25 protein-coding genes and 2 pseudogenes are annotated in these 26,222 nt (G+C 70.8%); 10 read left to right on the top strand and 17 right to left on the bottom strand.

Translation table 11 applies throughout. From position 1 onward, the window contains the following. Positions 1 to 113: 113 nt before the first annotated feature. The 3 genes from Air01nite_RS29380 to Air01nite_RS29390 are packed head-to-tail and all read right to left on the bottom strand — an operon-like array spanning position 114 to position 3,909. Positions 114 to 773: an HAD family hydrolase gene (locus tag Air01nite_RS29380; RefSeq protein ID WP_203706585.1), complete on the bottom strand. Its 660-nt coding sequence runs from the start codon at positions 771 to 773 to the stop codon at positions 114 to 116. Continuing rightward, positions 770 to 2,254 (bottom strand): ATP-binding protein, encoded by a 1,485-nt coding sequence (locus Air01nite_RS29385; protein WP_203706586.1) that lies wholly within the window; start codon positions 2,252 to 2,254, stop codon positions 770 to 772. The genes Air01nite_RS29380 and Air01nite_RS29385 overlap by 4 nt, the downstream gene beginning before the upstream one ends. Further along, positions 2,251 to 3,909: an NAD(P)/FAD-dependent oxidoreductase gene (locus Air01nite_RS29390; protein ID WP_203706587.1), complete on the bottom strand. Its 1,659-nt coding sequence runs from the start codon at positions 3,907 to 3,909 to the stop codon at positions 2,251 to 2,253. The genes Air01nite_RS29385 and Air01nite_RS29390 overlap by 4 nt, the downstream gene beginning before the upstream one ends. Before the next feature lie 135 nt (positions 3,910 to 4,044). On the opposite strand from Air01nite_RS29390, the gene Air01nite_RS29395 reads away from it, so the two are divergent. Both Air01nite_RS29395 and Air01nite_RS29400 read left to right on the top strand, forming a co-directional pair. After that, positions 4,045 to 4,641 (top strand): isochorismatase family protein, encoded by a 597-nt coding sequence (locus tag Air01nite_RS29395; protein ID WP_203706588.1) that lies wholly within the window; start codon positions 4,045 to 4,047, stop codon positions 4,639 to 4,641. A 10-nt stretch (positions 4,642 to 4,651) separates the two neighbouring features. Next, the gene (locus Air01nite_RS29400) at positions 4,652 to 5,557 is read left to right on the top strand and encodes a GlxA family transcriptional regulator (protein ID WP_203706589.1); all 906 of its coding nucleotides are present in this window, start codon (positions 4,652 to 4,654) and stop codon (positions 5,555 to 5,557) included. Here Air01nite_RS29400 and Air01nite_RS29405 read toward each other — a convergent pair. Genes Air01nite_RS29405 through Air01nite_RS29415 form a run of 3 tightly spaced genes read right to left on the bottom strand, consistent with a single transcriptional unit; the run spans position 5,540 to position 7,738 of the window. Further along, the gene (locus tag Air01nite_RS29405; protein WP_203706590.1) at positions 5,540 to 6,718 is read right to left on the bottom strand and encodes a threonine synthase; all 1,179 of its coding nucleotides are present in this window, start codon (positions 6,716 to 6,718) and stop codon (positions 5,540 to 5,542) included. The two genes, Air01nite_RS29400 and Air01nite_RS29405, sit on opposite strands and share 18 nt — an antisense overlap. 14 nt (positions 6,719 to 6,732) lie before the next feature. Then, the gene (locus tag Air01nite_RS29410) at positions 6,733 to 7,506 is read right to left on the bottom strand and encodes a hypothetical protein (RefSeq protein ID WP_203706591.1); all 774 of its coding nucleotides are present in this window, start codon (positions 7,504 to 7,506) and stop codon (positions 6,733 to 6,735) included. 52 nt (positions 7,507 to 7,558) lie between these two features. After that, complete coding sequence (locus Air01nite_RS29415; RefSeq protein WP_203706592.1) at positions 7,559 to 7,738, bottom strand: hypothetical protein; 180 nt, start codon at positions 7,736 to 7,738, stop codon at positions 7,559 to 7,561. A 268-nt stretch (positions 7,739 to 8,006) separates the two neighbouring features. Here Air01nite_RS29415 and Air01nite_RS29420 point away from each other — a divergent pair, with 268 nt between their 5' ends. Beyond that, positions 8,007 to 9,512 (top strand): serine/threonine-protein kinase, encoded by a 1,506-nt coding sequence (locus Air01nite_RS29420; RefSeq protein ID WP_239091049.1) that lies wholly within the window; start codon positions 8,007 to 8,009, stop codon positions 9,510 to 9,512. A 2-nt stretch (positions 9,513 to 9,514) separates the two neighbouring features. On the opposite strand, the gene Air01nite_RS29425 is transcribed toward Air01nite_RS29420, so the two are convergent. After that, entirely contained in the window at positions 9,515 to 10,468 is a 954-nt protein-coding gene (locus Air01nite_RS29425) for a LysR family transcriptional regulator (RefSeq protein ID WP_203706593.1), read from the bottom strand. A 30-nt stretch (positions 10,469 to 10,498) separates the two neighbouring features. Then, entirely contained in the window at positions 10,499 to 11,440 is a 942-nt protein-coding gene (locus tag Air01nite_RS29430) for an NAD-dependent epimerase/dehydratase family protein (RefSeq protein WP_203706594.1), read from the bottom strand. Between the two features lie 125 nt (positions 11,441 to 11,565). Here Air01nite_RS29430 and Air01nite_RS29435 point away from each other — a divergent pair, with 125 nt between their 5' ends. Beyond that, a complete protein-coding gene (locus Air01nite_RS29435; protein ID WP_203706595.1) occupies positions 11,566 to 12,387 on the top strand; it encodes an alpha/beta fold hydrolase in 822 nt (273 codons plus the stop codon). Here Air01nite_RS29435 and Air01nite_RS29440 read toward each other — a convergent pair. Genes Air01nite_RS29440 through Air01nite_RS29455 form a run of 4 tightly spaced genes read right to left on the bottom strand, consistent with a single transcriptional unit; the run spans position 12,374 to position 15,906 of the window. Further along, positions 12,374 to 13,588 (bottom strand): DUF1501 domain-containing protein, encoded by a 1,215-nt coding sequence (locus Air01nite_RS29440; protein ID WP_203706596.1) that lies wholly within the window; start codon positions 13,586 to 13,588, stop codon positions 12,374 to 12,376. The genes Air01nite_RS29435 and Air01nite_RS29440 overlap by 14 nt on opposite strands. Before the next feature lie 11 nt (positions 13,589 to 13,599). Beyond that, positions 13,600 to 14,901, bottom strand: a complete 1,302-nt coding sequence (locus tag Air01nite_RS29445) for a DUF1800 domain-containing protein (protein ID WP_203706597.1) — start codon at positions 14,899 to 14,901, stop codon at positions 13,600 to 13,602. A gap of 46 nt (positions 14,902 to 14,947) precedes the next feature. Next, positions 14,948 to 15,442, bottom strand: coding sequence for a nuclear transport factor 2 family protein (locus Air01nite_RS29450; protein ID WP_203706598.1), 495 nt, complete (start codon positions 15,440 to 15,442; stop codon positions 14,948 to 14,950). Further along, a complete protein-coding gene (locus Air01nite_RS29455; RefSeq protein ID WP_203706599.1) occupies positions 15,439 to 15,906 on the bottom strand; it encodes a YkgB family protein in 468 nt (155 codons plus the stop codon). Before Air01nite_RS29455 ends, Air01nite_RS29450 begins: the two co-directional genes overlap by 4 nt. Positions 15,907 to 15,959: 53 nt before the next feature. On the opposite strand from Air01nite_RS29455, the gene Air01nite_RS29460 reads away from it, so the two are divergent. Continuing rightward, complete coding sequence (locus tag Air01nite_RS29460) at positions 15,960 to 16,871, top strand: HEAT repeat domain-containing protein (RefSeq protein WP_239091050.1); 912 nt, start codon at positions 15,960 to 15,962, stop codon at positions 16,869 to 16,871. A 142-nt stretch (positions 16,872 to 17,013) separates the two neighbouring features. Here Air01nite_RS29460 and Air01nite_RS29465 read toward each other — a convergent pair whose 3' ends face one another. Next, positions 17,014 to 17,658: a suppressor of fused domain protein gene (locus tag Air01nite_RS29465; protein ID WP_239091051.1), complete on the bottom strand. Its 645-nt coding sequence runs from the start codon at positions 17,656 to 17,658 to the stop codon at positions 17,014 to 17,016. A gap of 480 nt (positions 17,659 to 18,138) precedes the next feature. Between Air01nite_RS29465 and Air01nite_RS29470 the strand changes: the two genes are divergently transcribed. Together Air01nite_RS29470 and Air01nite_RS29475 are read left to right on the top strand one after the other, a co-directional pair. Next, positions 18,139 to 19,248: a tryptophan dimethylallyltransferase family protein gene (locus Air01nite_RS29470; RefSeq protein WP_203706601.1), complete on the top strand. Its 1,110-nt coding sequence runs from the start codon at positions 18,139 to 18,141 to the stop codon at positions 19,246 to 19,248. Continuing rightward, the gene (locus Air01nite_RS29475; protein WP_203706602.1) at positions 19,245 to 20,633 is read left to right on the top strand and encodes a tryptophanase; all 1,389 of its coding nucleotides are present in this window, start codon (positions 19,245 to 19,247) and stop codon (positions 20,631 to 20,633) included. The genes Air01nite_RS29470 and Air01nite_RS29475 overlap by 4 nt, the downstream gene beginning before the upstream one ends. A gap of 10 nt (positions 20,634 to 20,643) precedes the next feature. Here Air01nite_RS29475 and Air01nite_RS29480 read toward each other — a convergent pair whose 3' ends face one another. The 4 genes from Air01nite_RS29480 to Air01nite_RS29495 are packed head-to-tail and all read right to left on the bottom strand — an operon-like array spanning position 20,644 to position 24,563. Continuing rightward, complete coding sequence (locus Air01nite_RS29480) at positions 20,644 to 21,195, bottom strand: GTP-binding protein (protein WP_203706603.1); 552 nt, start codon at positions 21,193 to 21,195, stop codon at positions 20,644 to 20,646. A gap of 19 nt (positions 21,196 to 21,214) precedes the next feature. Then, the gene (locus Air01nite_RS29485; protein WP_203706604.1) at positions 21,215 to 21,559 is read right to left on the bottom strand and encodes a DUF742 domain-containing protein; all 345 of its coding nucleotides are present in this window, start codon (positions 21,557 to 21,559) and stop codon (positions 21,215 to 21,217) included. After that, positions 21,556 to 21,978 carry a roadblock/LC7 domain-containing protein gene (locus tag Air01nite_RS29490; protein ID WP_239091052.1) on the bottom strand — a complete coding sequence of 141 codons (423 nt, stop codon included), beginning with the start codon at positions 21,976 to 21,978 and terminating at the stop codon, positions 21,556 to 21,558. Before Air01nite_RS29490 ends, Air01nite_RS29485 begins: the two co-directional genes overlap by 4 nt. A gap of 2 nt (positions 21,979 to 21,980) precedes the next feature. After that, positions 21,981 to 24,563: a sensor histidine kinase gene (locus Air01nite_RS29495; protein WP_203706606.1), complete on the bottom strand. Its 2,583-nt coding sequence runs from the start codon at positions 24,561 to 24,563 to the stop codon at positions 21,981 to 21,983. Between the two features lie 798 nt (positions 24,564 to 25,361). Here Air01nite_RS29495 and Air01nite_RS42065 point away from each other — a divergent pair. From Air01nite_RS42065 to Air01nite_RS41340, 3 genes and pseudogenes are all read left to right on the top strand, one after another. After that, a pseudogene (locus Air01nite_RS42065) lies at positions 25,362 to 25,668 on the top strand (hypothetical protein); the annotation flags it as partial. Between the two features lie 74 nt (positions 25,669 to 25,742). Continuing rightward, positions 25,743 to 26,009: pseudogene (locus tag Air01nite_RS42000) on the top strand (hypothetical protein); the annotation flags it as partial. A 21-nt stretch (positions 26,010 to 26,030) separates the two neighbouring features. Further along, on the top strand, positions 26,031 to 26,222 hold a 192-nt coding region (locus Air01nite_RS41340; RefSeq protein WP_275408315.1), incomplete at its 3' end, for an FG-GAP repeat domain-containing protein.

The raw sequence follows: 26,222 nt of genomic DNA on the forward strand, positions 1-26,222 counted from the left end.
TCCGCGTGCGGTCGATCGTCGTCTGGGGCCCGGCGGCGACACGGACGGTTTTCGGCTCCGTCGACGCCACCGACCCGGCGCGGCGCGGCGCCCGTGATCCAACGAGAAAGGCCCTAAGCCAACACCGAGGGCAGGTCGAACACCGACGACAACCGGTCACCCGGCGGCACCGACGCGTGGCGCGCCGCCGGGTCGATCAGCAGTGAGCGCATGCCCAAGGCACGCGGGCCGAAGTAGTCCGCGGACGGGTTGTCGCCGACGAACACCGCCGCAGAGGCCGGGATGCCCAACCGGGACAGGGCGACCTCGTAGATCGACGGCGCCGGCTTGCGGACACCCACCTCCACCGAGGTGACCACGGCGTCGAACAACCCGGCGACGCCCATCGCCGAAAGATGGCCGGGCACCAGGTCGGGCTCGTGCGTGTTGGACACGACCGCCAGCCGGAACCGCTGCGACAAGGACGACAGCAGCGCGGGCAACCCCGGCAGGTAGCGCACGCCCGCGTTCCACTCCGCGATGTAGACGTCGACGAACGCCGCGAGGTCCGCCGGCGACGCGTCGGGCAGGAACGAACCCGCCACGTCCAGCATCGAGAACTCCCGGTGCGCGGCGGCGCAGCGCGCCTCCCACGCCATCCACTCCGCGTCCCACCGCACGAGGAACTCGTCGGCCGGCAGCGACGCCATCGCCGCCGACTTCACCGGCGTGCGCGCGTGCCCATCGTCGTAGTCGACCAGCGTGCCGAAGAAGTCGAACAGGATGTGCGTCACTCGGCCTCGCCGGCGGGAACCGCCGAAGTGGGAGCGACGCCCTCCTCGGGGTCGATGGGAAGCACGACGTGGAACCACGTCGACCCCGGCTTGGAGTCGACCCGGATGTCACCGTGGTGCTTGTTGACCACAATCCGGTAGGAGATGTCGAGCCCGAGCCCCGTGCCCTCGCCCACCGGCTTGGTGGTGAAGAACGGCTCGAAGATCCGCGGCCGCACGTCCTTGGGGATGCCGGGCCCGGTGTCGCCGATCGACACGACCAGGTTGTCGCCCTCGCGCGACGTGCGGACCGTCAGCGTGCCCGACTGCCCCATCGCGCTGATCGCGTTGTCGATCAGGTTGGTCCACACCTGGTTGAGCTCGGCCGCGTATGCCGGGATGTCCGGCAGCGTGCGGTCGTATTCCTTGACCAGCTTGATCCCCTCGGGGAACTTCGCGTGCAGCATCACCAACGTCGCGTGCAGCAACTCGTGCACGTTGACCGTCTGGTGCGGCGCCCGGTCGAGCTGTGAGTATTGCTTGGCCGCCGCGACCAGCGACGAGATGCGGGTGACCGACTCGTCGATCTCGGTCATCAGCTGCTCGGTGTCGAGCGTGTAGGTCAGCCAACGCAGCGCGTTCTCGAAGTTGTCGGGGCCGATCTCGCCGCGCACCTTCTCCAGGAACTCGATGTCGACCGCGCCTGAGACCAGCGTCGGCGCGATGTCCCAGGCGCCGGTGATGTCGTGCTGCTCCAGCCAGTCACCGACCTCGTCCTCGGCGTCGCTGGTCTGCATCGGGGTCAGCTCGGGTGCGCCCGCCGCCCGCTTGATCGCCTCTTCCTGCAGGCCGACCAGCGCGTGCAGCCGCGTGCCGTCGATCCGGCCGTCGGCGATCAGGGCCAGCTTGTGCCGCATGCCGGTGAACCGGGTGCGCAGCACCGAGGTCGCCCGGACGGCGGCCGCGGCCGGGTTGTTGAGCTCGTGGGTCAGGCCGGCCGACAGCGAGCCCAGCGCCAGCAGCCGCTCGCGCTCGCTGACCATCGTCTGCATCGAGCGCATGCCGAAGAACAGGCCCTCCAGCAGGTGCATCGCCATCGGGAACCAGTCGCGCAGCGCGCCGGCCAGCTCGTCGGCGGGCAGTTGGTAGACCTCGACGTCGGAGATGGCGATCATGCTGTTGAGGTAGATCTGCGGGATCTTCTCGATGTAGGCCTGCGTCGCGCCGGCATACGCACCCACCTGGTCGGTGCGGGTCGTCTCGATCTCGTCGCCGCGGACCTTGCGGCTGAGCGCGATCGTGCCGCTCAACAGCACGTAGAAGCAGGTCGCCTCCTCGCCCTCCCGGTAGACGGACGCGCCGCCCGGGTAGTGCTCGACCGACCCGTGGCTGGCGAGGAAGTCGAGCTGCTCGGCGTCGAGCTTCTCGAACAGGAACAGCTCGCGCAGCTCGGCCGGGGAGAGCCGGTCGCCTTCGGCGTGCCCGGCGAGTTCGGTGCTCATTGTGCCTCCAGATAACGGTGCACCAGGGAGATGGCCATCGCGCCCTCACCCACCGCGGATGCGACCCGCTTGACCGAGTCGGAACGGACGTCGCCGGCGGCGAACACGCCAGGGACGCTGCATTCGAGGTGGTAGGGGTCGCGGGGCATGGACCAGCCGACCGGGCGGCTGCCGCCGGCGATCAGATCGGGCCCGGTGATCACGAAGCCGTGGTCGTCACGGGTGATCACCCCGTCGAGCCAGTCGGTGCGCGGCTCGGCGCCGATGAAGATGAACAGCCACGAGGTCTCGACGGGCCGGGTCGACCCGTCGCGCGTGTCGCGCAGCACCAGCCGCTCGAGGTGCTCCTCGCCGCCGGCCTCGCTGACCTCGGTGTGTGAGTGGACCTCGATGTTCTCGTGGCTGTCGATCTGGTCGATCAGGTAGCGAGACATGGTGCGGGTCAGCCCGTCACCCCGGACCAGGATGTGCACCTTGCGGGCGTACCGCGAGAAATAGACCGCGGCCTGGCCGGCGGAGTTGGCGCCGCCGACGATGTAGACGTCCTGCCCGGAGCAGCTCGGCGCCTCGGTGGCCGCCGAGCCGTAGAAGACGCCCCGCCCCCGGTAGTCGTTGAGGCCGGGCGCCTCGAGCATGCGGTAGGAGACGCCGGTGGCCAGCACGACCGCGTGCGAGGCCACCTCACTGCCGTCGCCGAACCGCAGCACCCGGGTCGTGCCGCGCACGTCGAGCTCGGTCGCCTCACGGGTGGTCAGCAGCTCGGCGCCGAACCGGACCGCCTGGCGGCGGGCCCGCTCGGCGAGCTGCGCGCCGGAGACCCCGTCGGGAAAGCCCAGATAGTTTTCGATCCGGCTGCTCTGCCCCGCCTGCCCACCGGTGGCGTGCCGCTCGACGAGCAGGGTGCGCAGCCCCTCGGAGGCGCCGTAGACCGCCGCTCCCAGCCCAGCCGGCCCGGCGCCGACGACCACGAGGTCGTAGAAGTCCTTCGCCGGTGTCGTGGACAGCCCGACGTGGGTCGCCAGATCACCCTCGGAAGGCTGGACCAGCGACTTGCCCTCGGGAGTGACCACCAGCGGCACGTCGGTCTCTTCGACTCCCGCCGCGGCCAGCAGTCGGGCGCCCTCCGGCTCGTCCGACAGATACCACCGATAGGGCACGAGGTTGCGGGCCAGGAAGTCGCGGACCTTGAACGAGGGCGCCGACCAGCGGTGGCCGACCACACGCGTGACGGTGGCGGAAGCCTCGGGCGTCGACGTCCACGCCTCGAGCAGGGAGTCGAGCACCGGGTAGAGCTTCTCCTCCGGCGGGTTCCAGGGCTTGAGCAGGTAGTGGTCGAGGTCGACGCGGTTTATCGCGTCGATGGCGGCGTCGGTGTCGGCATAGGCCGTGAGCAGCACCCGGCGGGCCCGGGGAAACAGGTCCATCGCCGCTTCGAGGAACTCGATGCCGTTCATGTGCGGCATGCGGAAGTCGGCGAGCAGGACTGCCACCTGGTCGCCGCGTAGCTTGATCTCCTTGAGCGCGTCGAGCGCCTCCGCCCCCGAGTTGGCGCGGACGACCCGGTAACGGTCGCCGTATTGACGGCGCACGTCACGGGCGACGGCCCGGGAAACGGCAAGGTCGTCGTCAACGGTGAGGATCGCCGGATTCGCCATGCCCCAATGAAAGCACTAGTCGCTACAAACCTGTCGCCGCCTGTGGACAACGTCGTACGCGCCTGACCGGATCAGTCCGCTCCGAGACGTGATGCGGCCTTCCGCGCCGGACGGTGCCAAGGCGACGATCGGGACATGAACCGCGCACTCTTCGTCATCGACGTCCAGGAGTCCTTCCGCCAACGAGAGATCTGGCGAGCCGGCTCCAATCCCGACCTCATCCTCAACGTCAACCGCCTGGTCGAAAATTTCCGCGCGAGCGGCGACTTCGTCGTCTGGGTCCTGCACAGCGAGCCCGGCACCGGCGGCGTCTTCGACCCGGCCAACGGCCACGTGCGGCTCCTCGACGGCATCACCCCGCCAACGAACAACGAGCCCACCTTGGTCAAGACCTCGCACAACGTCTTCACCACCACCAACGCCGGCCAGTTCCTCACCGAACGGCGGATCTTCGACCTCACCGTCTGCGGCATCCGCACGGAGCAGTGCGTCGAGACGACGGCAAGGGTCGGAGGCGATCTGGGGTACGCCGTCACGTTCGTCACGGACGCGACGCTCACCTTCCCGATCCCCCACCCGGACTCCGCCGGCGCGAGTGTCGACGAGATCCTGGCCGACCCCCGCACCCTAAGCAACGAGGCAATAGTGGAACGCACGGAGCGTGTCCTCGACGGCCGGTTCGCGACCGTGCGGAAAACCGCGGAAGTGGCCGGTGCGGCCTTCGTGGCATGATGACCAGATCGTGACCACCGTCGCCTTCCTGCTCGTGCCCGGCCTGCACCTGCTCGACCTGGCCGGGCCCGCTCAGGTGTTCTCCACCGCGCGCGACTTCGGCCTGGGCTACGAGCTGACCTACGTCGCCGAACAGGCCGAGGTGCCCACCGCGCAGGGCCTGCCCGTGCACGCCGAAGCCAGCCTGCCCGCGCTGCGCCGCACGGACCTGTTGATCGTGCCGGGTTGGCGCTCCCCGACGCTGCGCGGCACGGGCCGGCTCGCTCCGGACACGATCAACTGGGTCACCGCGCACCACCAGGCCGGCGGCACGGTCGCCAGCGTCTGCTCGGGCGCCGACGTGCTCGGCCGGGCCGGCCTGCTCGATGGCCGCCGCTGCACGACCCATCACGATCTCCAGGACGAGTTGGCCCGGCGCTACCAGCGGGCGACGGTGGTCCGCGACGTGCTCTACGTCGTCGACGGCCGGGTCGTCACCTCCGCCGGCATCGCCAGCGGCATCGACCTGGCGTTGCACCTGATCGCGACGCGGCACGGCCCGGCGGCTGCCGCCCGGATCGGCCGCGAGATGGTCGTCTACGCCCGCCGCAACGGCGACGAGCGGCAGAGCAGCGCGATGCTGCGGCACCGCGGCCACCTCAGCGACGTCGTGCACAAGGTCCAGGATCTGATCGACCAGCGGTACGCCGAGCGCCTGCCACTGGTCGACCTCGCGGATGCCGGCGGGGTCAGCGAGCGCACGCTCACCCGGCAGTTCAGCCAGGCGACCGGGTTGACCCCGCTCGGCTACCAGCAGGCGCTGCGCCTCGAACGGGCCGAGCACCTGATCGGCCACGGCAGCACCGTGCAGGCGGCGGCCCGCGCCGTCGGCTTCGACGACCCGCGGATGCTGCGCCGCCTACGCTCCCGGGGTTGAGATCGTCTCCGGATATTTGATGCCCGCTCCCGTGTTGAGCACGACCACCTCGTCGTCGGCGGTGAGCCAGCCGCTGTCCCGCAGCTTGCGGGCGGCGGTCAGGCAGGCCGCGCCCTCGGGGCACAGCAGCAGCCCCTCCCGCTCGCCGAACGCCCGCAGGTCGGCCAGGATCTCCTCGTCGTCGACGGCGATCGCGGTGCCCGACGTCGCAGCCAGCGCGTCCAGGATGAGCTCGTCGCCGAGCGGTGCCGGCACGGTGATCCCGAACGCGACGGTACGCGCGTCCGTCCACGGCTCCGCCCGCCGCGCGCCGGCCTCGAACGCCCGCACGATCGGCGCGCACCCGGTCGACTGCACGGCGACCAGCCGCGGCAGCCGGTCCCCGATCCAGCCCAGCTCCCGCAGCTCCCCGAGGGCCTTGTGGATCCCGATCAGCCCGACCCCGCCACCGGTCGGATAGACGATCACGTCGGGCACCCGCCAGCCGAGCTGCTCGCAGATCTCGTACCCCATCGTCTTCTTGCCCTCGAGCCGGTAGGGCTCCCGCAGCGTGCCGGCGTCGAAGATGTCGCCGCCCGCCGCGGCGAGCAGGTCGGCGACCAGCCGGCCGGCGTCGTTGATCAGCCCGTCGACGAGGATCAGCTCGCCGCCGGCGGCGACCACCTCGTTGCGGGTGATGGCCGGTGCGCCCAATGGCATCGCGATCGTCGACCGGAGCCCGCCGCGGGCGGCGTAGGTGGCCCAGGCCGCGCCCGCGTTGCCGTTGGTCGGCATCGCGACGTGCCGGGCGCCCAGCTCGCGGGCCCGGGAGACGCCGACGGCCGCGCCGCGCGCCTTGAACGAGCCGGTCGGCACGAGCCCCTCGTCCTTGACCAGCAACCGATCCAGGCCGATGGCGGCGCCGTAGCGGGCGGCCGGCCACAGCGGGGTCCAGCCCTCCCCTAGCGTCACCCGGTGCGCGTCGTCCCGCACCGGCAACAGCTCCCGGTAGCGCCACAGGTCGGCACTCCGGCGCGCGATGTCTGCGGGCGCGACCGCGGCCCGCACCGCGTCGAGGTCGTAGCGGGCCAGCAGCGGCGAACCGCACTCGCACAGGTTGGTCAGGACCTCGGCGTCATGCTGCCGGCCGCAGCGCGGGCAGGCCAGGTGGGTGAGGAACACTCGCCGATTGTCCGCTACCGGGCCACGGCGGTACGCAGGCGCTGCCGCTGGCGTTCCGGGCCGGCCGCGGCGTCGTGGCGCACCAGGTGCCGCACGGCGTGGGCGCGCTCGGCGGCGGAGATGGCCTCCGCCCGCAGGCTGCGGGCCGCCGCAGCCGCGGACTCCGCCGCCGTCCAGGCGATCCGCTCCTCGCGGGCCGCGGTGCGCTCGGCGGCGCGCAGGGTCACGCTGATCGCCCGGCGCAGCATCGCCTCCTGCTCCGCGGGGTGGCGACGCGGGTCCCAGCCGTTGCGGTGCGCGAGCGCGTCGTTGAGATCCAACAAGGACAGTTCATTGTGGGCACACGCGGACATGGCCGCGCGGTGGAGCCAGCGCTCGCGTTCCGCGTACTCCTCCGTGGTCTGCGGTGTGGCCGGGGTGGGCAGCAACGCGGCGGCGGTCATCCGGCGGGCGGTCAGGTCGGCCGACTCGTACGCGGTCCAGGCCCGCTCGGCGGTCTCCTGCGCGGCGAGCCACGCCTCGTGGTGGCGGCCGGCGGTGGCCTCGGCGCGGGCCGCGGCGACGCCGACCTCTTCTGCGTAGCGGACCAGTTCGGCGGCGGCCTCGGCGCGCCGGTGCCGGCGGATCCGGGCGGCGCGCAGCCGGGTGCGCAACCGTGGCCGCCGCGGCCCGCGGGGCCCGACCAGGTGCAGGCCCGCGATCGCGAGGACCGCGAGGCCGAGGAGGATCGACCAGATGAGCACGGCGTGCGGCACGCCGACGAAGAAGATCTGCAGGGCGGATTCCATGTGACACCTCACCGGAGGGCGTTGGAGGGGGACGACGGGTGCCGAGCGGTGCTCAGCGGGTGGCGGTGTCGTCGATCGCCGGTGGGGCGCGGGGCGCGGCCTGCGCAGGGTGCGTCGCGGTGGGCGGCCGGGCCGCCGGGTGCGCGACCGGGGCCGGGTCGGTGCCGTGGTCGACGACCGGGGTGGGCGCCTCGACGACGATCAAGTCCTCGGCGGCCGGCTCGGATGCCATTGCGGCCACGGGCGAAGGGGCGCTGGCCGGGGACGGCGCGGCGGGTGCAGACAGGCCGATCCCTGCGGCTAGCGCCAAAGCCGCCAAACCCGTCACAACCCGCACAGAACAGCGCACGATCCGGCGGAAGGGCCGGATCAATGCGTCGCGAAGCACCTGGCCAACCTATCTCCTCTGTCCCAACAGGGCACGATACGGTCATCACGCCCGTCGATCGCAGTCCCGTCGCCGGGATGCCATTTCCGCGCGTTGTTGGCAAGCTGTGCGGGTGCGGTCCCAACAGGTCCTCGACGGGCGATACCGACTCGACGACCGACTCGGCGCCGGCGGCATGTCGGTCGTGTGGCGCGCTCACGATCTCGTGCTGCAGCGCCCGGTAGCCGTCAAGGTGCTGGCCAACCGGCACGCGGTCAGCGTCGCCGCGCGCCAGCGCATCCGTGCCGAGGCCAGGGCCGCCGCCCGGCTCTGGCACCCGCACGTGACGGGCGTCTTCGACTACGGCGAGGCCACCGACGACGGCGCCAAGGTGCCCTACGTGGTGATGGAACTGCTGCCCGGCCGCACGCTCGCCCAGCGGCTCGAGGACGGGCCGCTGCCGCCGCGCGTCGCCCTGCGTACCCTCTCGGAAGTCGCCTCCGCACTGGCCGCCGCGCATGCCCAGGACCTGGTGCACCGCGACGTCAAACCGTCCAATGTGATGCTGACGCCGTCCGGCGCGAAGGTCGTCGACTTCGGCATCGCGGCGGTGGTCGGCCGCGACGAGCTCGAGGCCGACGGGCTGCTCCTCGGCACGCCCGCCTACCTCGCACCCGAGCGGCTCACCCTCGGGCAGGTCACACCCGCGTCCGACGTGTACGCGCTGGGCCTGCTGATCTACCGCGCGCTGACCGACCGCCTGCCCTGGGAGGCCGACACCACGACCCAGATGATCGACGCGCACGTGTACGTCGAACCCGAACCGCTGCCGCCGCTGACCGGCATCCCGCCGGAGGTCAACGCGATCTGCGACCGTTGCCTGGCCAAGGAGCCCGCCGACCGGCCGACCGCCGCCGAGGTGGCCGAGGTGCTCGCCACCGCGGCCGGGATCGTGCCGCCACCGCAGGACGACGACCCGGCGCCGGCCGGTCCGGTCGCCGCGATCGAAAGCCCGGCCGCGGTCGACGTGATGGATGCCGGTCGCCCGGCGGTCGACCCGGAGCTGACCACGGAGGTCGTGCGGGCCGCACCGGTGCGCCGGCCCGCCCGGCGGCGGACCATGTTGCTCACCGGCGCCGGCGGGCTGCTGGTCGCCGGCGCGGTGGTGGCCGCGCTGCTGGTGCCCGGCGACGACCCCGCGGGCACCGCCGACGCCGCAGGCCCGGTCACGCCGGCGGCCACGACATCGGCAGCGCCGCGCCCGGGTCCCACCGGCGGGACCCCGACCGGCACCTCCCCGACTCGCGCCGGCACGACCGGAGACGAGCAGGGCTCCGCGGGTCAGGACACCGGCGACTCCGCCCCCGACGCGGGCGGCACACCCGAGGCGACCCGCGGCCCGGGCACCGGTTCAGGCGCGAACCCGGTGACCGAGGCACCTGACCCCGGCCCCACGCCCGGCCGTTCCGTCCAGCTGCCGGTGCTCGGCCTCGACATCACCGCCCGCTGCGTCGGCGACCAGGTCGAGGTCCTCGAACCAGCCGACCAGCGCTCCGGCCCGCAGGACCGGGTGACCATCAAGGTCCTCGGCCTGAGCGCGAGCCTGGCCTGCCGCAACGGGGTCCCGAGCATTATCTGACCCTAAACCGCGGCGGCGTCCGGCTCCGGCAGCCAGTCGCGGGCCGGGTCGAACGGCTCCCAGCCCTCGGCCCGCCCCAATTCCCACAACCGGCGCCGCAGCAACGCGACCGCGGGGCTCGGATCGTCCTGACGCTGGAGCAGCCACCACGGCCAGCGCGGCACGGGCTCGATGACAGGGACGATGTGGACACCCGCGTCGGCACCCATCGGCATGTCGACCGGCACGAGGATCGCGCGGTCCGGATGGTCGCGGAGGTAGTCGACCGCGTGCTCCATGCCGATGTTCGAGCCGCCGGCCACCAACGGCACCGCGAACCGCGCGGCGAAGTGCTCGTAGTAGCCGGTGAGCTCGGCCGCACCCGTCGCGGCGGGATGCCGGAGGCCGCCCGCGGCCAGGTCGCCCGGCCGCACCGACGCGGCCCCGGCCAGCGGATGCCGCCCGTCGACCAGCACTCCCATCGGCGTCAGGCACACCAACGTCCGCTCCACCGCGGCCGGCACCGGCCGGCCCAGGTCGTGCACCCGGCCGAACGCCACGTCGACCTCGCCGCGGGCCAGGGCGTCCAACGCGGCCGACACGCTGCGCCGCATGCTCACCTCGAACGTCAGCCGGGGCTCGGTGACGCCGATGCGCTGCACCCAGCGCAGCGGCGCGTGGCGGTTCGCCCAGACGTCGACCCGCAGCGGCCGGACGATGGACCTGGTCTCGGCCACCGCGGTGTCCGCCGCGACCAGCAGCGCGCGGGCGTGCGGCAGGAACCGCGCGCCCGCCTCGGTCAGCTCCACCGCCCGGCTGTCGCGAGTCAGCAGTGGCTCTCCGAGCAGCTGCTCCAGCCGCTGGATCCGCTTGGACAGCGCCTGCTGGGTCAGGTTGAGCCGGCTCGCCGCTCGGCCGAAATGGTGGAGATCGGCCACCGCGACGAACGCGCGTACCTGTCCGAGATCGAAGTCCACCCGTCCACGATGGCCGATCCCGCCGCGGTGTCAACGCAGGGCCTTGATGCCGTCCCGGTACGTCGGGTACACGGGCTCCCAACTCAGCTCGGCGCGGGCCGTCGCGTTGGAGAGGCGGGCCACGGTGGTGAGAAACGCGTGCAGGTAGGGCCCGACCGGCCGGATCACCCACAACGGCACCGTCATCGGCTTCGGCGTCCCGAACGTCTCCGCGAGATACCTGACGTGCGCGGTCATCGAGGCCGACTCGTCGTCGACGATGTGGTACGCCGCGCCGGGTCGGCCGCGCTCGAGGGCCGCGACCGTGGCGGTGCCGGCGTCCTCGAGGTGGGTCCACGGCAGTGAGCCGCGCACCCGCTCCGACACGACCGGCAGCGCCCGCTTGCGCAGCATCTCGACGATCGCGTCGCTGCCACCGCCGCCGTAGCCGGGGCCGTAGAGGGCGCCGAAGCGCAGCGAGATTCCTTCGACGCCCTCGGTGTGGAACGCCACGTGCTCCTTGACCCGGAAGCCCTCCAGGTGGCGCTCCAGAGCCGGGGTCCGGCCCGGCGGCGCCCACGGTGTGTTGGACTCCGTGATGACGCGGTCGCCGAAGTCGCCGTACCCGTAACCGAAATGCATCGACTCGACGACCAGCCGGCGGGCGCCGACGGCCTGGACCGCCTCGGCGAAGTTGCGGCTCCCCCACACCCGCAACGCATCCGTGGCGGTCATGTCGGAGTGCCGCATCGGCGGCTTGCGCAGCGCGGTCGCCGCGTGCACGGCCGCGTCGGCGCGCTGGCCGTCGACGGCGCGCAGCAGCCCGTCGCGGTCCAGCAGGTCGGCGACCACCGGCTCGACGCCGTCGTCACGCAGCCGGCGGGCGCCGTCGGGCGACCGGGTCAGCCCCACCACTTCGTGCCCAGAGCGGACCAGCGCGGCGGACATGTGCCGCCCGAGCACGCCGGACGCTCCCGCCAACAGGACCCTCATCACTGCCTCCCAACGAAAATCTCCATGGGAACAGCAGATCAGCAATCTTCGCGGCCGGTCCAACGAATGTTCGTCTCCGTCGCCAACCGTCGGTTGTCGGCCCAGCCAGGAGTACGCTCGGCCGGGTGACCAAGGAGTTCGATCTGGACCTGGGGGACGGCCAGAACCTCCACGTCTACGACACCGGCCGGCCCGCACCGCACACCGTGTTCTGGCACCACGGCACGCCCAACCTCGGCGCACCGCCGGTGCCGCTCCTCGACGAGCGCGTGCGCTGGGTCTCCTACGACCGGCCGGGATACGGCCCCTCGACGCGCGTGCCCGGGCGCGACGTGTCGTCGGCCGCGCGGTTCACGACCGCGATCGCCGACCTCCTCGGGCTCGACCGGTTCGGGGTGGTCGGGCATTCCGGCGGCGGGCCGCACGCGCTGGCCGTCGCCGCGCTGCTGCCGGAGCGGGTGACCGGCGTCGTGATCGGGTCCAGCCCCGCGCCGTGGGGCGCGGAGGGCCTCGACTGGTTCGGCGACATGGCGCCGGGCGCGGCCGCCGCGTTCCACGCGGCACTGGCCGGCCCGGAGGCGCGCCAGTCATTCGGCGAGCAGCCGCCGGGCGACCCGGACATCGGTTTCTGCGACGCCGACGAGGACGCCCTCGCGACCGACTGGTCGTGGGTGCTCGACGTGGTGCGGCCGGCGATCGCGCAGGGCCCGACGGCCGCGGCCGACGACGACCTGGCCTACGTGGCGCCGTGGGGCTTCGACCCGGCGGCGGTCAGCGCGCCGGTCCTCGTGCTGACCGGCACGCGCGACCGGATGGTCCCGCCGGCACACGGGGCGTGGCTCGCCCGGCAGATCCCGTCTGCCACGTTGCGGGCCTCCGATGTGGACGGGCACGTGTCCGTCCTGCGCCGGTTCCCCGACGCGATGGCGTGGCTCACGAGCCGGTGAGCGCGAGGCGACCGGTCCAGCCGCCGAGCACCTCGGCCGGGTCGGTGGCGAGCACGTCGCTCAACAGCCCGGCGTAGACGTCGCGGAAGTCCACCGTGTGCTTCAGGTCGCCGTCGTCCAGGTCGGTCAGGCTCGGCTGCTCGCCGTGCAGGCCGCCGCGGACGCCGGAGCCGAGGACGAACACGTTGGACGCGGTGCCGTGGTCGGTGCCGTCGCTGGCGTTGGCCCGCACCCGGCGGCCGAACTCCGAGTAGACCGCCACCGTGACCGGGCGGCCGGCCATCCGGTCGGCGAACGCGGTCACCGCCTTGTCGACCTTGCCGAGCAGGATCTCCTGGAGCTGCTTCTCGTCGGCGTGGGTGTCGAAGCCGCCGAGCGACACGGAGAACGCCCGGGTGGCCACGCCCGCCTCGACGCACTGGGCCACCAGGTCGAGCTGGGCGCCGAGCTCGGCCCGCCCGCCGGTGCCGGTGGCCGGGTCACCGCCGTCGTCGTCCGCGTCGGGGTCGTCGGGCTGCGCGTCGCGTACCTCGGTGATCATCTGATCGATCCGGTCCAGGTCGGCGAAGCAGCGGGCGGCGCGGGCCTGGAGCGGCGGTTCGCCGGCGGCTTCCGCACCGAAGCCGGTCACGCCCGGGGCGCGGCGGCGGGCGCCGGTCGGCACCGCGGCGCCGGCGCTGGTGGCGCCCGCGAGCAGCGGTGGCAGGGCCGGCTCGAAGCTGACCGCGAGGCGGGGGTCGCCACCGGCCGTGTCGAGCCAGCGGCCGAGCCAGCCGGTCGTGCCGGGCCGCACCGGGTCGGCGGTCTGCCAGATGTCCATCGAGCGGAAGTGGCTGCGGTCGGGCTTGGGATAGCCGACACCGCGGACGACGGCCAGCCGGCCGTCGGTGAACAGCCGGTGGAAGCCCTTCATGGCCGGGTTGAGGCCGGTCCGGTCGTCGAGCCGCAGCACCTCGCCGGCGTCGTAGGCGATGCCGGGCCGGGCGTCCTGATAGGACGCGTCGGCGTAGGGCACCACGGTGTTGAGGCCGTCGTTGCCGCCGTAGAGGGTCACCAGCACGAGGGTGCCGGCGTCCGCGGGACGGTCGCCGGCCGTCGCCAGGATGTCCTTCAGCGTGTACGCGGTGGCCCCGGCCGCCAGCGCACCGGCACCGACCACTCCGCTCGCGATCAGGAACTTCCGTCTGGTGAGCGTATCCATGCTTGTGCTCCTCAGTGGACGGTGTATTCGGGGCTGACCAGACCGAGCCGCAGCAGCTGTTCGGGCTTGTCCGTAGCTCCCGCGAGCACCGACCGGGTGCGGTCGGTCCAGCCGTCGACGACGAGCAGCCGGGCCAGCGCCTCTGTCCGTCCGGCCGCCGGCGCCGCCTTGAGTCGGTTCTTGACGGCGGGCGCCGCCCACGCGGCGAACTGCTCGGCCAGCCGCAGCCGGGCCTGCAGCGAGCTCGTGGTCAGCCAGGCCGCGCCGGCCGGCCAGCCGCCGACGCTCGGTGGCCGCAACGGCACCTGGTCGAGCCCGTTGAGCCCGCTGACGAGCTGTTTGCGCTGCTGGTCGGTGAGGCGGGCCGGGCGCACGCCGAGCTGCCGCAGCGCGCCGACCGCCCACTCGACGGGCTGCTTGACGAGCTGGCCGCCGGTGCCGGGGAAATCGGGATCCGTCAGCAGTGCGCGCAGGAGGTCGTCGACGTTTCGCCGGGCCGTGAACGCCGCGCTGAGGCGCTCGCGTACGCCATCGGGGATCGGGTCGTTGCTCGCGAAGCGGAACCAGAGCCGTTGTGCGAGAAAGGTCGCGGCGGCTGGCTCGCCCGCGACGAGCGCGGCGAACCCGTCGGCGTCGAAGTCGCCGGTCTGACCGAGGATCGTCTTGGCGCGGCGGTCGTGGCGGCGCGGCACGAAGCGCGCGGTGCCGGTGGCGCGGTCGATCGTCCAACCGGTCAACGCCCGGGCGCCGGCCTTGACGTCGCTCTCGGTGTAGTTGCCGATGCCCAGCGTGAAAAGCTCCATCAGCTCACGCGCGAGGTTCTCGTTGGGTGCCTTGACGGTGTTCTTCTGCCCGTCGAGCCAGACGATCAGCGCCGGGTCGCGCACCATCCGCTCGGCGAACGCGGTGAAGTCGCCGCGGCCGTGCTCCCGGAACGTCTGCAGCTGGCCGAGCATGAGCCGGGCGACCTTGACCTTCTGCGCGCTGGTCGCCCAGTGGCCGTGCCAGAAGAACACCATCTTCTCGGCGAGTTGGTGCTCGGCCGTCACCATGCGGTCGAGCCACCACTCGACGGCGGTGGTCACCTGCTGGCGGCGCTCCTGGTTGAACTGCTGGCGCTGCTCGCGCGTCGCGTCCTTGCCGGGGCTGTCTCTGGCGGGGAAGACCGGCGCTCCCGGGTCGTCGTCGGCCGGCTGCGTCAGTCGCTCGACCGTAGCGGGGTATCCGGCCCGCTCGGCCGCGTCGACCTCCTCGGCGGTCGGTCCGAAGGTGGCGCGGCGCAGCAGGTGGGCGATCCTCGCGCGGTCTGCCATGCGGGAGAGGCTAGGCCAATCGCGTACGAGGAAGGTAAAGGCGTTGTCAGCGGGGCGTCTTGTTCGGGTCGGCCAGCGGCACGATCCGCTCCTCGCCGAGCCGGGTCAGCACGTCGAGCGGCCGCACGGCCATCCCGATGAGACGGGCGAGCCGCGGCTTGCCCTGCCGGCGCAGCATGCGCGGGCCGAGACCGACCATGGAGGCGGTGAGCGCCGGCAGCGGGCGACCGAAGAAGGTCAACTCGACGATCCGACCGGCGTCGTCGAGGCGCAGCAGTTGCGCCTCCTCCACCAGTTGCTTCCCGACCCGACAATCCGCGACGAGGGCGTACGCCGTGCCGTCGCCGACCTCGGTGTGGAAGCGGACGTCGTCGAACGTCTCGACGGCCGAACGCAGCACGTCGGTGATCTGTGCGCGGCCACGGAAACGGAACTTGTCGGTCAGCGGCGAGATGAACACCGCGTCGTCGGCCAGACACGCACCGGCGGCCTCGGCGTCACCGGCCTCGAGCGCCGCTCGCCAGTCAGCGATCGTCTTCATCGACGCGCCTGCGCTGCGCGCAGCGACTCCGCGGCCGTCAGGAGCGAGGCGCCGAGCAGGACGCTGTCCTTGAGCAGGGCTTCACCGAGCATCGAAAGCTGCGGAAACCGCCGGTCCTGCCAGGCCTCGGGCGTCGTGACGAGGAAGCTCAGTGTGCCAACCATCATGGTCGCGGCCCCGAGACTGCCGACCGCGGACGCTTGCGGCGCGAACGGCTTGGCGGCGACGAGCATCCCGAGCCCGACCTGCGTGCCGCCGACCAGCCGACCGAGCCCGTGCGCACCGAGCTTCTTACGCAGAAGAGAGGTGAGCGGACTGCCCTTCACGAGCGGTTCGGCGTTCTGGACCTCGTAATCGACGAACTTGAGCCCACCAACCCAAACGAAAACGGTAGCGAGCCCATAACGCGCGATCGTCAGCCCCAGCGAACCCAGCTCGCTGACCGGTGTGTGTCGCGTGTGCATGATTATGCTCCTGGTCGCCAGAGCTTCCTCACCCAGTATGGAACGCCGCTGGCGTGCGGTCCGGCGATACGCCGAATCCCACGGGTCTCGCGGGTGCGCACGAGTCTCCCTGGTCGTTGCACTATCCATATTGGATTCCTTGCATGGCCTTGTCCCAATGTCCGTCGAGACAGCGAGCGCGGCATCGCGACGGGATCTCGCTGGCGTGGGGTCTGGTGGGTGCGGCAGACTTCGTGGCTGTGGCGGGCGAGATCGCGCGACTTGTCGGGCTGCTGGACGACGACTCGACCGAGATCGCCGAGGACGCGAAGGCTGAGCTGATCTCGATCGGGAGCAAGGCGGTTCAGCCGTTGGCGGCCGCCGTCGGATCGCTGGACCGGTCCGGCCAGCTGTCCGCGATCGAGGTCTTCGAGCAGGTCGGGGATTCCGCTGCGGGACCCGCGTTGATCGACCTGCTCGGCAGTGAGCACGAGACGGTTCGCGACTGGTCGGCGTGGGCGATCGCCACGCTCGGCATCCGGGAGGCGGTGCCGACGTTGCGCGAGGCGTATCTTCAGCAGCGACGCAGCGCCGACGGGCCTGACGCCTCGGAGGCGGTAGCCATCCGCCACGCGCTGACGGTGCTGGGAGCACGGCGGGAGGTCCTGCCACCGTTGACGGCGTCGCTGCGAACGCCTGCCGGCAGCATTGAACGGGCCTGGCCCTCTGCCCGGCTGGCAGACGTTGTCAACGACCTGGCCGACCACGACCAGGCGGTGCTGTACTTCCAACTGTGGGCGGTTACCGACGACGGCACGTTCTGGCACGGCCATGAACGGCTCGACGAGCCGCTCGACTTCGGCCAGCCGTGGCGGCAGGTCGTCGAGAATGCGAGAGAGTCCACGTTGGTCGAGGTGGCCTTCGTGGTCCCTAGGCCGAACCTGTTCGCGACCATGGAGTGGATCAATCGCGCGGATCTCTCATGACCAGCGATCTGATTGATCCGGTGGCCCCGTCGCGGCTGGACGTGCTGTTGCGAAGGTAGCCGACGATCTGATCGGCAACGTGCTCGTCGCAGACGTCGGCCTGCGCTGGCTGTATCACCCCTATGACGGCGGCTTGGACGGATCAAGGTGTGGCGTACGACGGCCTGCGTGGGTCCAGCAGTTCGGTTAGGCGACCTCGGTCGAGCACCTCGATCAGCGCGTCGGTCCCTCGTTCGAGCTTGACCGCCAGCTCGTCCGGGTGCAGCGGGATCAGGGCGTGCAGGGCGATGCGAGCGCCGTTGCCGACTTCGATCGTTCGGGCCTCGGGTGCCACCCGCAGCATCGGCGTCACCACGACTCCAGCGAACGCGGTGTCCGCGTCGTAGGGCTCCGCAGGATCGCCGTTCGGCACCGAATGCCATTCGCCGATCCACGTCCCGTATTCGTGCGGAAGCCGGGCAATCTGCTTGAGGAGTCGCAGCGGCCATCCCGCCGGCTCGCCCAACCCGGATCCCTCGGTCAGCGGCCAGTCGTCCGGAAGGCTGATCATGAGTTCCGCGTAGGGGCTGATGCCGTGGCCTGCCGGTACGGTCATCGGCAACTCGCTCATGCCCGACGTGACCAGCGTGCGGTACGGCCGTTCCTCGGTCGGTGCCACCACGTAGATGTGCACCCCGACCAGGTGCGAGGCGAACTCGTGATAGACGAACTCGACCGGCCCGAAGTATTGATCGATGTGCCGGTCGATGGCTTCGGCGAACCCGTGCTGGGGCCCTCGGGCAGCCACGAACCCCTCGTGCAGCGCCTGATGACGGAGAACTCCTGACCCGCGCGGCTCGTCCACGAGGACGCAGCCTAGGACATGATCCAACGGCCCCGCCGCACCGGTCCATGCCGCGGTAGGACCGCGCCCCCGCCCGCCCCGAGCCGCAATATCCTTTTTGGAAGATGGAGATCAGCCGACACGCTGAGTGAAGACGCTGGCGTGGTCTGTCGCCGGCGCACCCAGGACTCGGACGAGAAGGATCGCAGTTCATCCGCGCCGCGCCTGGCAGCGCGTATGCATCCTTGATTGTCGATGTAACGCTTCGAATTTCCCTGCGGGCACTGTGTGATATTTCTCCCAATCGATGTGGACCAACTCCGATGTGCGTGCCCTTACTGTCGATCAACGATGCACGGTCGACCACCATCTTCGAGGGTTGGCCGTGCCGATTCATGCCAGGTCGAACAGGCCCGGAGACGGATCGAGCCAGGAGGGGAACGCATGGATCAGACAACCCTCTTCGATCGCCTGGCGGGTCAGCTGCACCGCCTGAGCATCCTGACCAGGACCGACCCGACCGTCGCCGGTCGGCTGCTCGCTGATCTGCTCGGACCGGCGGGTGCGCGCCCGCTCGACCGGGCGCCGGCCTGGCCGTCCGGCATCGCCGATGACCACACACCCGTCGAGTTCTCGCTCGCATTCCATGCCGGGACGCCGCCGACCCTGCGGATCCTTGCCGAGGCGCCCGCTGACGTGCTCACGCCGGCCGCCCATCTCGCCGCCGGGCATGCCTTCGTCCGCGCGCAGGCGGACCGACTCACCCTGTCCCTGGCCGCGTTCGACCGGGTGCGTCATCTGTTCATGCCGAACGATCCACGCGCCGCCTTTACGCTCTGGCACTCGCTGGTGTTCGCCCGGCGACCAGAGCTCAAGGTGTACTTCAATCCGGAGATCCGTGGCACCGACAGGGCGACCGAGTTGGTCCAGGAGGGGCTTGGCCTGCTCGGACTGGCGGCCTCCTACCCCGCCCTAGTCGACCGCATGCGCGACCGCGCACTGGCTGGGGTCGACCGGCTTGCGTTCTTCGCCCTGGATCTGCACGACGGGCCGCACGCCCGGGTCAAGCTCTACCTGGCCCATCACGACGCCACCGCCGACGACATGGTGCACGCGGCCGCGGCGGTCAAGGACGTCGACCCCGGTGAGCTGCGCGAGTTCTGCAGGATCGCCGGCGACGGCGTCGACGTCTTCGCCGGCCTACCGCTGATCGGCAGCTACACCTTCACGGCCGGTGCCACCTACCCGGTCGGCTACAGCCTGTACGTGCCGATCCGCGGTTACGTCACCGACGACGGTGAGGCGTACGAGCGTGTCGCTGCTGTGCTGCGGCGCTATCGATTCGACATCAGCTACCTGGACCAGGCCCTCGCCGCCGTGACGTCCCGGCGACTGCGCGACGGCGTCGGGCTGCTTGCCCACGTCTCGCTTCGTCTTGGCCCGCCGCGGCCGGGGGTCACCGTGTACCTGTCCGCCGAGGCATACCGGGTGCAACCACCCGGCGCCGCGGCCATGCCCACCCGGATCGTCGAGCCGTCGAGGAGCGAGTCATGACGATAGACCCAGTGACGATGCTGCCGCCTTACCGGATCAAGGTGGTCGAACCGATCCCGTTCCTCGATGCCGGGCAACGGCGGGAGGCGATGGCCAGCGCCGGCTACAACCCCTTCAACCTGCGTGCCGACCAGGTGACCATCGACCTGCTCTCCGACTCGGGCACCGGCGCGACCTCCGCCGACCAGGAGGCGGCGGCGGCCCGGGGCGACGAATCGTACGCGGGGGCGCGGTCCTGGTTCCGTTTCCGGGAGGAGATCGCAGACCTGACCGGCTACCCCCACGTCCTGCCCGTGCACCAGGGCCGGGCGGGCGAACGCGTCCTGTTCGGTGCCCTGCTCAAGCCCGGGCAGATCTGCGTCTCCAACACGCATTTCGACACCACCCACGCCAATGTGGAGCTGGTCGGGGCGCAGGCGTTGGACCTGCCCTGCCCGGAGGCTCTCGACTTCGACAGCCCCGCGCCGTTCAAGGGCAACATCGACCTGGACCGGCTGGCCGAGGTCCTCGCCGGACCCGACGGGAAGCGCGTCGGGCTGGTGCTGATGACGATCACCAACAACGGCCTCGGCGCGCAGCCGGTGTCGATGGCCAACCTGGCGGCCGCGGCGGACCTGGCCCGGCGGCACGGTGTGCCCTTCTTCCTCGACGCCGCCCGGTTCGCCGAGAACGCCTGGCTGGTCAGCAGGCGCGAAGCCGGATACCAGGACTGGACGCCGCGCGCCATCGCGGTCCGCGCGTTCGAGCTCGCCGACGGGTGCGTGGTGAGCCTCAAGAAAGACGGGCTGTCATCGATCGGTGCGTTCATCGGCCTGCGCGATGCGGACCTGCACGCCCGGTGTGAAGCGAACCTTATCGCCACCGAGGGCTTCTCCACGTACGGCGGCCTCGCCGGACACGACCTGGAACGCCTCGCGGTGGGTGTCCGCGAAGTTCTCGAGCCCGCCTACCTGCAGGCACGGGCCGCCGCCACCGCCCGGCTCGCTCAAATGATCAACGATGCCGGCGTGGCCACCGTGCAGCCGGCCGGCGTCCACGCGCTGTACCTCAACGCCGGGCGGCTCCTGCCGCACCTGCCGGCCGAGCGGTTCCCTGGACATGCGCTGGCCTGCCAACTCTACCTCGACGGCGGCATCCGGTGCGCCGAGCTGGGCTCGCTGTATCTGGGCACCATGGACGACGACCACCGGCTCGTGCGGCCAGCACCGTTCGAGCTCGTCCGGCTCGCCATCCCCCGCCGGGTGTACGCCGAGGAGCACCTGCGGTACGTGGCAGCGGTGCTCGGCGAGATCGCCAAAGACCCGGAGCAGGTGACCGGCTACCGCATCGTGTCGGCGCCGGCCGTCCTGCGGCACTTCAAGGTGCGCTTGGAACCCCTGCGGTAACCAGCCTGCCTCAGGCGACCGCCGGTATCCGGCTCAACGCGTGCTGGACGAGCCGCACCAGCGCCTGTTTGCTGGACTCGCGGTCCCGCGCGTCGCACCACACCAGCGGCACGTCGGGACCGAGCTCAAGAGCTTCGCGCACTTCAGGCTCGGTGTACGGACACTCGCCGAAGAATCGGTTGACCGCGGCCACGAACGGGATGCCACGCCGCTCGAAGTAGTCCACCGCGGCGAAGCTGGTGGCCAGCCGCCGCGTGTCCACCAGAACGATCGCGCCGACCGCGCCCCGGGACAGCTCGTCCCAGATGAACCAGAAACGGTCCTGTCCTGGCGTGCCGAACAGATACAGCACCACGTCGTCAGTGATGGTGATGCGCCCGAAATCCAGCGCCACCGTCGTGTTCCGCTTGCTTTCCACGCCGGCGAGGTCGTCTATGCCGACGCTGGCAGAGGTGAGCGTCTCCTCCGTGGTCAGCGGCTCGATCTCACTGACGGAACCTACCAAGGTGGTCTTGCCGGTCCCGAAACCACCAGCAATCACGATCTTGACGGACCGGTGCACCGTTTCTTCAGCCCTTCGGTCAGAGGTTCAGGAGGCCATCGAGGACCAGTTGCAGCGTCTCGCGCTGCTCCATCGGACGTTCCGCCCCGACGGTGAGATAGCCCTCCTCCAGCAGCACGTCCACCAGCACCTTGGTGCTGGTCAGAGTGCGGCGCAAATGGGCGCTGATCTCGGCGACCGACTGCCAGCGGTAACACAGCTCGTAGAGCCGGCGGGCCTCCGGTTCGAGACGGCTCGGATCCATCGGCATGGCCAGGACCTGGGTGCTGATGTCCAGCGTGCTCTGCGCGCGCGGCAAAGCGCGCCCCTTCACCTGGACGTAAAGCGGCACCAGGCTCTCCGCGTCGTCCCAACCGTCGGTCATGCCGGAAGACCGTCCCGGGCCGTCGCCCGCACCGGGGTTCCCATCACCTGGCCGACCTGGCGGACCATGCGGGCGGTGGCGTAACCCATGCTGCCCAGGTCGACGGTCGAGTCGCACAGCACGGCCAGCCGGGCGTTCTTGCCCGCCGCCACGATCAGCAGCACATGTCCCTGCTGACCTTGATACTCGATCAGGACCTGTCCCACCGGCCCGCTGCCGAACCGCTCGCCGGAACCCCCGGCCAGACTGTAGAGCGCGCTCGCGCTCGCCGACAGCACCTCGGCTTCCTGGTCACTCAACGACGACGACTTCTGAATTTTGATGCCGTCCGCCGACAGCACCATCGCGTGGACGACACCCGGGTTGGTCTCGAAGTCGTCGAGGAGCCACGTCAGGTCTTGTCGGGCTGCAGGGTTCATCGTCATGGGGTTCCTTGGTCGGCTGAGGGACCCGGGACCTCGGGGGCGGAGGTGCCGGCATGCAGGTTGTTACGGAAACGCGCGAAGCGGGCCAACGAGGTCTCCACTGCGGCTGCCTGGTCGGCCGTCGCCAGGCCCTCCTCGGCGGCGCTCGGACCCTCGGTGCGCAGGCCGTCGGCCAGATGCGCCTGCGGGGATCGCTTCGGCAGTCGCGGACGGGTCTGGGCCTCCGGCCCGCTTTCCTCAAGGGCAGGGGCTTCCGGCACTACCCGTCCTTCCAGCACCGGACGGCCCGCCCTGGCGGACGGAGGCTCGTCCTTCGCGACCATGGCCGCAGACGTGCCGACCGGGAACATGCTGACCTGCGGCGTGCGCAGCACGCCATCACGCGGCTCGGGTGCGGCCTCTTCGCGCATAGGCGGCGCGGAAGCGACAGCGGGGTACCGCCCGGCTGGCTGCGCGTAGCCGGCAGCGCGCGCGGGCGTTGCCCGAATCTGCGGCGGGGACGCGACGGCCCCGTCGCGAAACTGCGGCGGCGACGCGCTGACTCCGGCCATTGCCGGCTGCCGAGCCGCGTCGGTGTCGACCGGCGCCGCTCCCGGGGCGAGGATCAACGCCTTCGGCACCAGCACGATGGCCAGGGTGCCCCCGTACGCCGAGGAGCGCAGCGTGACCTGCACGTTCTCACGCCTGGCCAGCTCCGCGACCACATGGAGGCCGATTGTCGACCCGTCGCGTAGGGCCGTGATATCCGGTGTGGCACCGGTGACCAGCAGGTCGTTGCGCCGCCGCAACTCGTCGGGCTCCATGCCCAGGCCCCGGTCCTCCACCTCGATCGCGACGCCGTTCTCGACGACGTTGCACGTCACCGTCACCTCCGAGCCCGGTGGGGAGAACTGCAGCGCGTTGTCGATGAGCTCGGCCAACAGGTGCAGGACATCGGTGATGGCCTGCGGCGCCAGCGCCACATCGGGCACAGTCCGCACAGCCACCCGTTCGTAGTCGCGGGACTCGCTCTGCGCGGCCTTGATGACCGACCGGATCGGCACGGCAGTCCGGAACTTCCGGCCCACCTGACCGCCGGACAGGATCAGCAGATTTTCCAGGAAGCGACGCGTCTGCGCGAGCTTGTGGTGTGCGTCGAACAGCTGCCCCAACATCTTGGCATCGCCGACCTGCCGCTGCATCTCGGTCACCACCATCAGTGCCGCCTGCAACGGCATCTGTGGCCGATGTGCGACTCCACGCAGCATGACCTGGGCAGCCTGCCGAAGCGTCGCCTGATCCGCGGCGGCCTTCACGGCCACCTGCAGCGCCTGCTGGATGACCTCCCCGACCCGGCCGATCTCGTCCGCACCGTACTGCGGCACAGGCATCTCGACACTCAGGTCCACCTGTTCGCCTCGGCTGAGCCGAGTCATGATGGTCGGGAGCTGCTGGTTTACCACTTCGGCGGCGTCCTTCGCCAGCCGCTCCAGCCGGATCGACAGCGACCGGTCGACCAGGATCCGCGACTGTCGGACCGCCCAAGCCGCCGCCAGGAGGACCAGCAGCAGCGCGATCGCGCTCGCCAGGGACGCGATGAACAGCTGCTCGTTGCCCGTGCTCAGGGCCTGCGCCGACACCTCGTCGGCCTGCTGCACGGTCAGATCGGCCAAAGCGAGTGAGACCTCATGGGTCAGCGACTCCCACTCGCCGCGGTCGAGCGACACATTGCGCGGCACACCGTCGCGCCAGCTTCCGGCCGCGATCAGCGACTGCTCGACGCGGCCCAGCCGCTGCCACGGGTCGCTCTCGACGAGCGCGACGTAGCGCGCCCGCGCGCCGGGCTCCAAATGGGGCTCGATGGTCTGAAGCAAGTTGTGGTAGGCGCCCACCAACTGGACAAACTCGAGGTAGTCCGCCTGCGAGAGGGTCCGGGACCCGAGCGCGCCATTGATCAGGGAACCCGCCCGCGACATCGCCTCGCTGACCCGGAACACATCCGTCGCGGTCAGACCGCCCTGCGCCGCCGTAGCGTCCGGCACCACCCGCGCCTGCGTGTCGAAGAGGTCGGTCGCGGCCGCCAACAACTCGTCGTAGAAGGCGGCCACATCCGCAGGGCTGCCCGTCCGAGAGTCCACTGTGCTGCGCACGGTCGGAAGCCGATCCAGATAACCGGTCAGCTTGGCCCACCGGGACGTGATCGACTCCGGGGCAAGACTCAGGGCGTTCTCGGCCGCGACACGCAGCGCGCCGAGCCGCTCCTCGGTCTGCTGACGCTGCTCCAGCAGGCCGTCCAGCCCGCGGCTCCGCTGCGTCAGATAGATGATGCTCAGCGCACGTTCCTGCTGGACGGACGCCAGAGCCGGCACGGCCGGGATAGAGACCTGACGCACGCTGTTGGCCACCGCACGGTTGTAGAAACCGTTGAAGACCAGGTAGGCCGACGCGGCAAGACTGATCGCCAACGCTGCCGCGCTGGGAATCAGCACAAGCCTGATCACCCGCCGCTTGATCGACTCCCGGCGGTAGTCGGAAGTTCCGGCCCGCTCGCTGAGCTGCGCGTCAGCGTGTTTGCCACGGGCGGCACGCGAATACGCCAACCTACTGTCCAATCGTTGGCAACCCCAGAAACCGGCGCGCGAGGACCCAGACCTACGCCGATGCGTGGCCACCCTACCGTCGTCTGTGGTCGCGCACCACCCTAAGATCGACAATGGACGGAAGAGCTTTCGTTGCAGGGGCAACCCCCCCCACCGTCGCGCAGGTCTGGTGCCACTACGGGATAGGCAGCTGCTGCCGCGACGAGCCAGCTGAAGCCCGACGTACAACGTCCAAGGCGCCACGACCGCGCGTCATGCCGCGGCTCGCGGTCGCCACCCAGGCGGATACATTCCGTTACTCGGTGATCACCAACAGCGTTCGTCTATGGCACGACGGTTCTTGCCAAGAGACCCCGACGCTGATCCACGGGACGCGCGACGCCGTCCTGGTTGACGCCCTGACCACCAACGCGCAGGGCCAGTAGTTGCGACGGTGAAACTGACCCCTTAGCGACGCGATGTCGTCGGCCAGCACGTGCCCGGCTGATGCCATCACCGGCAACCCTGTACAGCCAAGCGGGAACCCCTTGCCGGCGCTGTCGCCTCCCAGGTCGCGCATAGGTCGCGCATAGGCCCGGTCGCCACCGTGCACGTGCGGTGCCCGAACGAGGCCCGCGATGAGGAGAAGCGTGCATGAAGCGAACCACCCGCGCCACGCGGATCGGGCTCTGGCTGGCGGCGGTGGCGGCCACCACCATGAGGTCAGTCGTGGTGCTGCGGTCACCGTCGCAGGCGGCCACTGTGCACCGCAAACGGATCGGCCAGAACAACTACGGCTACGTGCGCGGCAGGGCGAGGTTGGCAAGCGCGTTCGCCGTGCTTGCGCCGCTGACGATCCTCCCCGGGATCGTCATGGGCCCGACACCGGCCAATGCCGCCGCCAACCCGAACCCCTCCAGGATCACCGATGCGTCGTGGTGGCTCATGGAGCAGCTGCTGGCTCTTCAGCCTGGATCGCAGAACGGCGGCATCTACGCCAACAAGCCGGGCTACCACAACACCCGTAGCGCTAACGATCCTGAGAACTACTCCGTCAGGGACGCCGAAGACCAGGGCGGACCGTCGGACAAGGCCGCCGCGTACGACTGGACCTTCCCGGAAGCACAGGGCTTCGTCGGCACCTTCGACGCCCACTCGACTGAGCCGACGCCACCCAGGACGCTCGCCGTCAACTACGGCAACATCGCCCGCTTCTCCAACCGCCTGCTGGCCTCTGCGAAGGACGCGAACGACCCGCGCCTCAATGGATGGCGGGAGTTCTTCGGCCAGGCGGACTCTGACGACTCCGTCGAAGGCTGGGACTTCCGTTACGGCCGTTCTGCCACGTCTGACAGCTCGCACCTTTGGCACATCCACCTGAGCGAGGACCGGGACAAGGTCACGAGCCTCGACAACAAAAAGGCTCTGTTGAGCGTGCTTCGCGGAGAGACCGTGGACCAGTGGCGGGAGTCCGGGTCGTCCTCGGGTGTGTCTGGTGATTTCAACGGTGACAACAAGGATGACGTCATGGCCCGTAGCGCGACCACGGGCGAGTTGTGGCTGTACCCGGGTACCGGGTCGTTCACCACTGACGCGATTCTGGGACAGCCCATCCGGGTGGGCACCGGGTGGAGCCAGTTCGATCTGATCTTCAGTGGTGACTTCAACCGCGACGGCAAG

Source organism: Asanoa iriomotensis (assembly GCF_016862515.1).
GTDB lineage: Bacteria > Actinomycetota > Actinomycetes > Mycobacteriales > Micromonosporaceae > Asanoa > Asanoa iriomotensis.

Coding starts and splice junctions, on each gene's coding strand:
- Air01nite_RS29385 (WP_203706586.1), bottom strand. CDS start 2,254: ATGAGCACCGAACTCGCCGGGCACGCCGAAGGCGACCGGCTCTCCCCG.
- Air01nite_RS29390 (WP_203706587.1), bottom strand. CDS start 3,909: ATGGCGAATCCGGCGATCCTCACCGTTGACGACGACCTTGCCGTTTCC.
- Air01nite_RS29395 (WP_203706588.1), top strand. CDS start 4,045: ATGAACCGCGCACTCTTCGTCATCGACGTCCAGGAGTCCTTCCGCCAA.
- Air01nite_RS29410 (WP_203706591.1), bottom strand. CDS start 7,506: ATGGAATCCGCCCTGCAGATCTTCTTCGTCGGCGTGCCGCACGCCGTG.
- Air01nite_RS29415 (WP_203706592.1), bottom strand. CDS start 7,738: ATGGCATCCGAGCCGGCCGCCGAGGACTTGATCGTCGTCGAGGCGCCC.
- Air01nite_RS29430 (WP_203706594.1), bottom strand. CDS start 11,440: ATGAGGGTCCTGTTGGCGGGAGCGTCCGGCGTGCTCGGGCGGCACATG.
- Air01nite_RS29440 (WP_203706596.1), bottom strand. CDS start 13,588: ATGGATACGCTCACCAGACGGAAGTTCCTGATCGCGAGCGGAGTGGTC.
- Air01nite_RS29445 (WP_203706597.1), bottom strand. CDS start 14,901: ATGGCAGACCGCGCGAGGATCGCCCACCTGCTGCGCCGCGCCACCTTC.
- Air01nite_RS29450 (WP_203706598.1), bottom strand. CDS start 15,442: ATGAAGACGATCGCTGACTGGCGAGCGGCGCTCGAGGCCGGTGACGCC.
- Air01nite_RS29455 (WP_203706599.1), bottom strand. CDS start 15,906: ATGCACACGCGACACACACCGGTCAGCGAGCTGGGTTCGCTGGGGCTG.
- Air01nite_RS29470 (WP_203706601.1), top strand. CDS start 18,139: ATGGATCAGACAACCCTCTTCGATCGCCTGGCGGGTCAGCTGCACCGC.
- Air01nite_RS29475 (WP_203706602.1), top strand. CDS start 19,245: ATGACGATAGACCCAGTGACGATGCTGCCGCCTTACCGGATCAAGGTG.
- Air01nite_RS29485 (WP_203706604.1), bottom strand. CDS start 21,559: ATGACCGACGGTTGGGACGACGCGGAGAGCCTGGTGCCGCTTTACGTC.
- Air01nite_RS29490 (WP_239091052.1), bottom strand. CDS start 21,978: ATGAACCCTGCAGCCCGACAAGACCTGACGTGGCTCCTCGACGACTTC.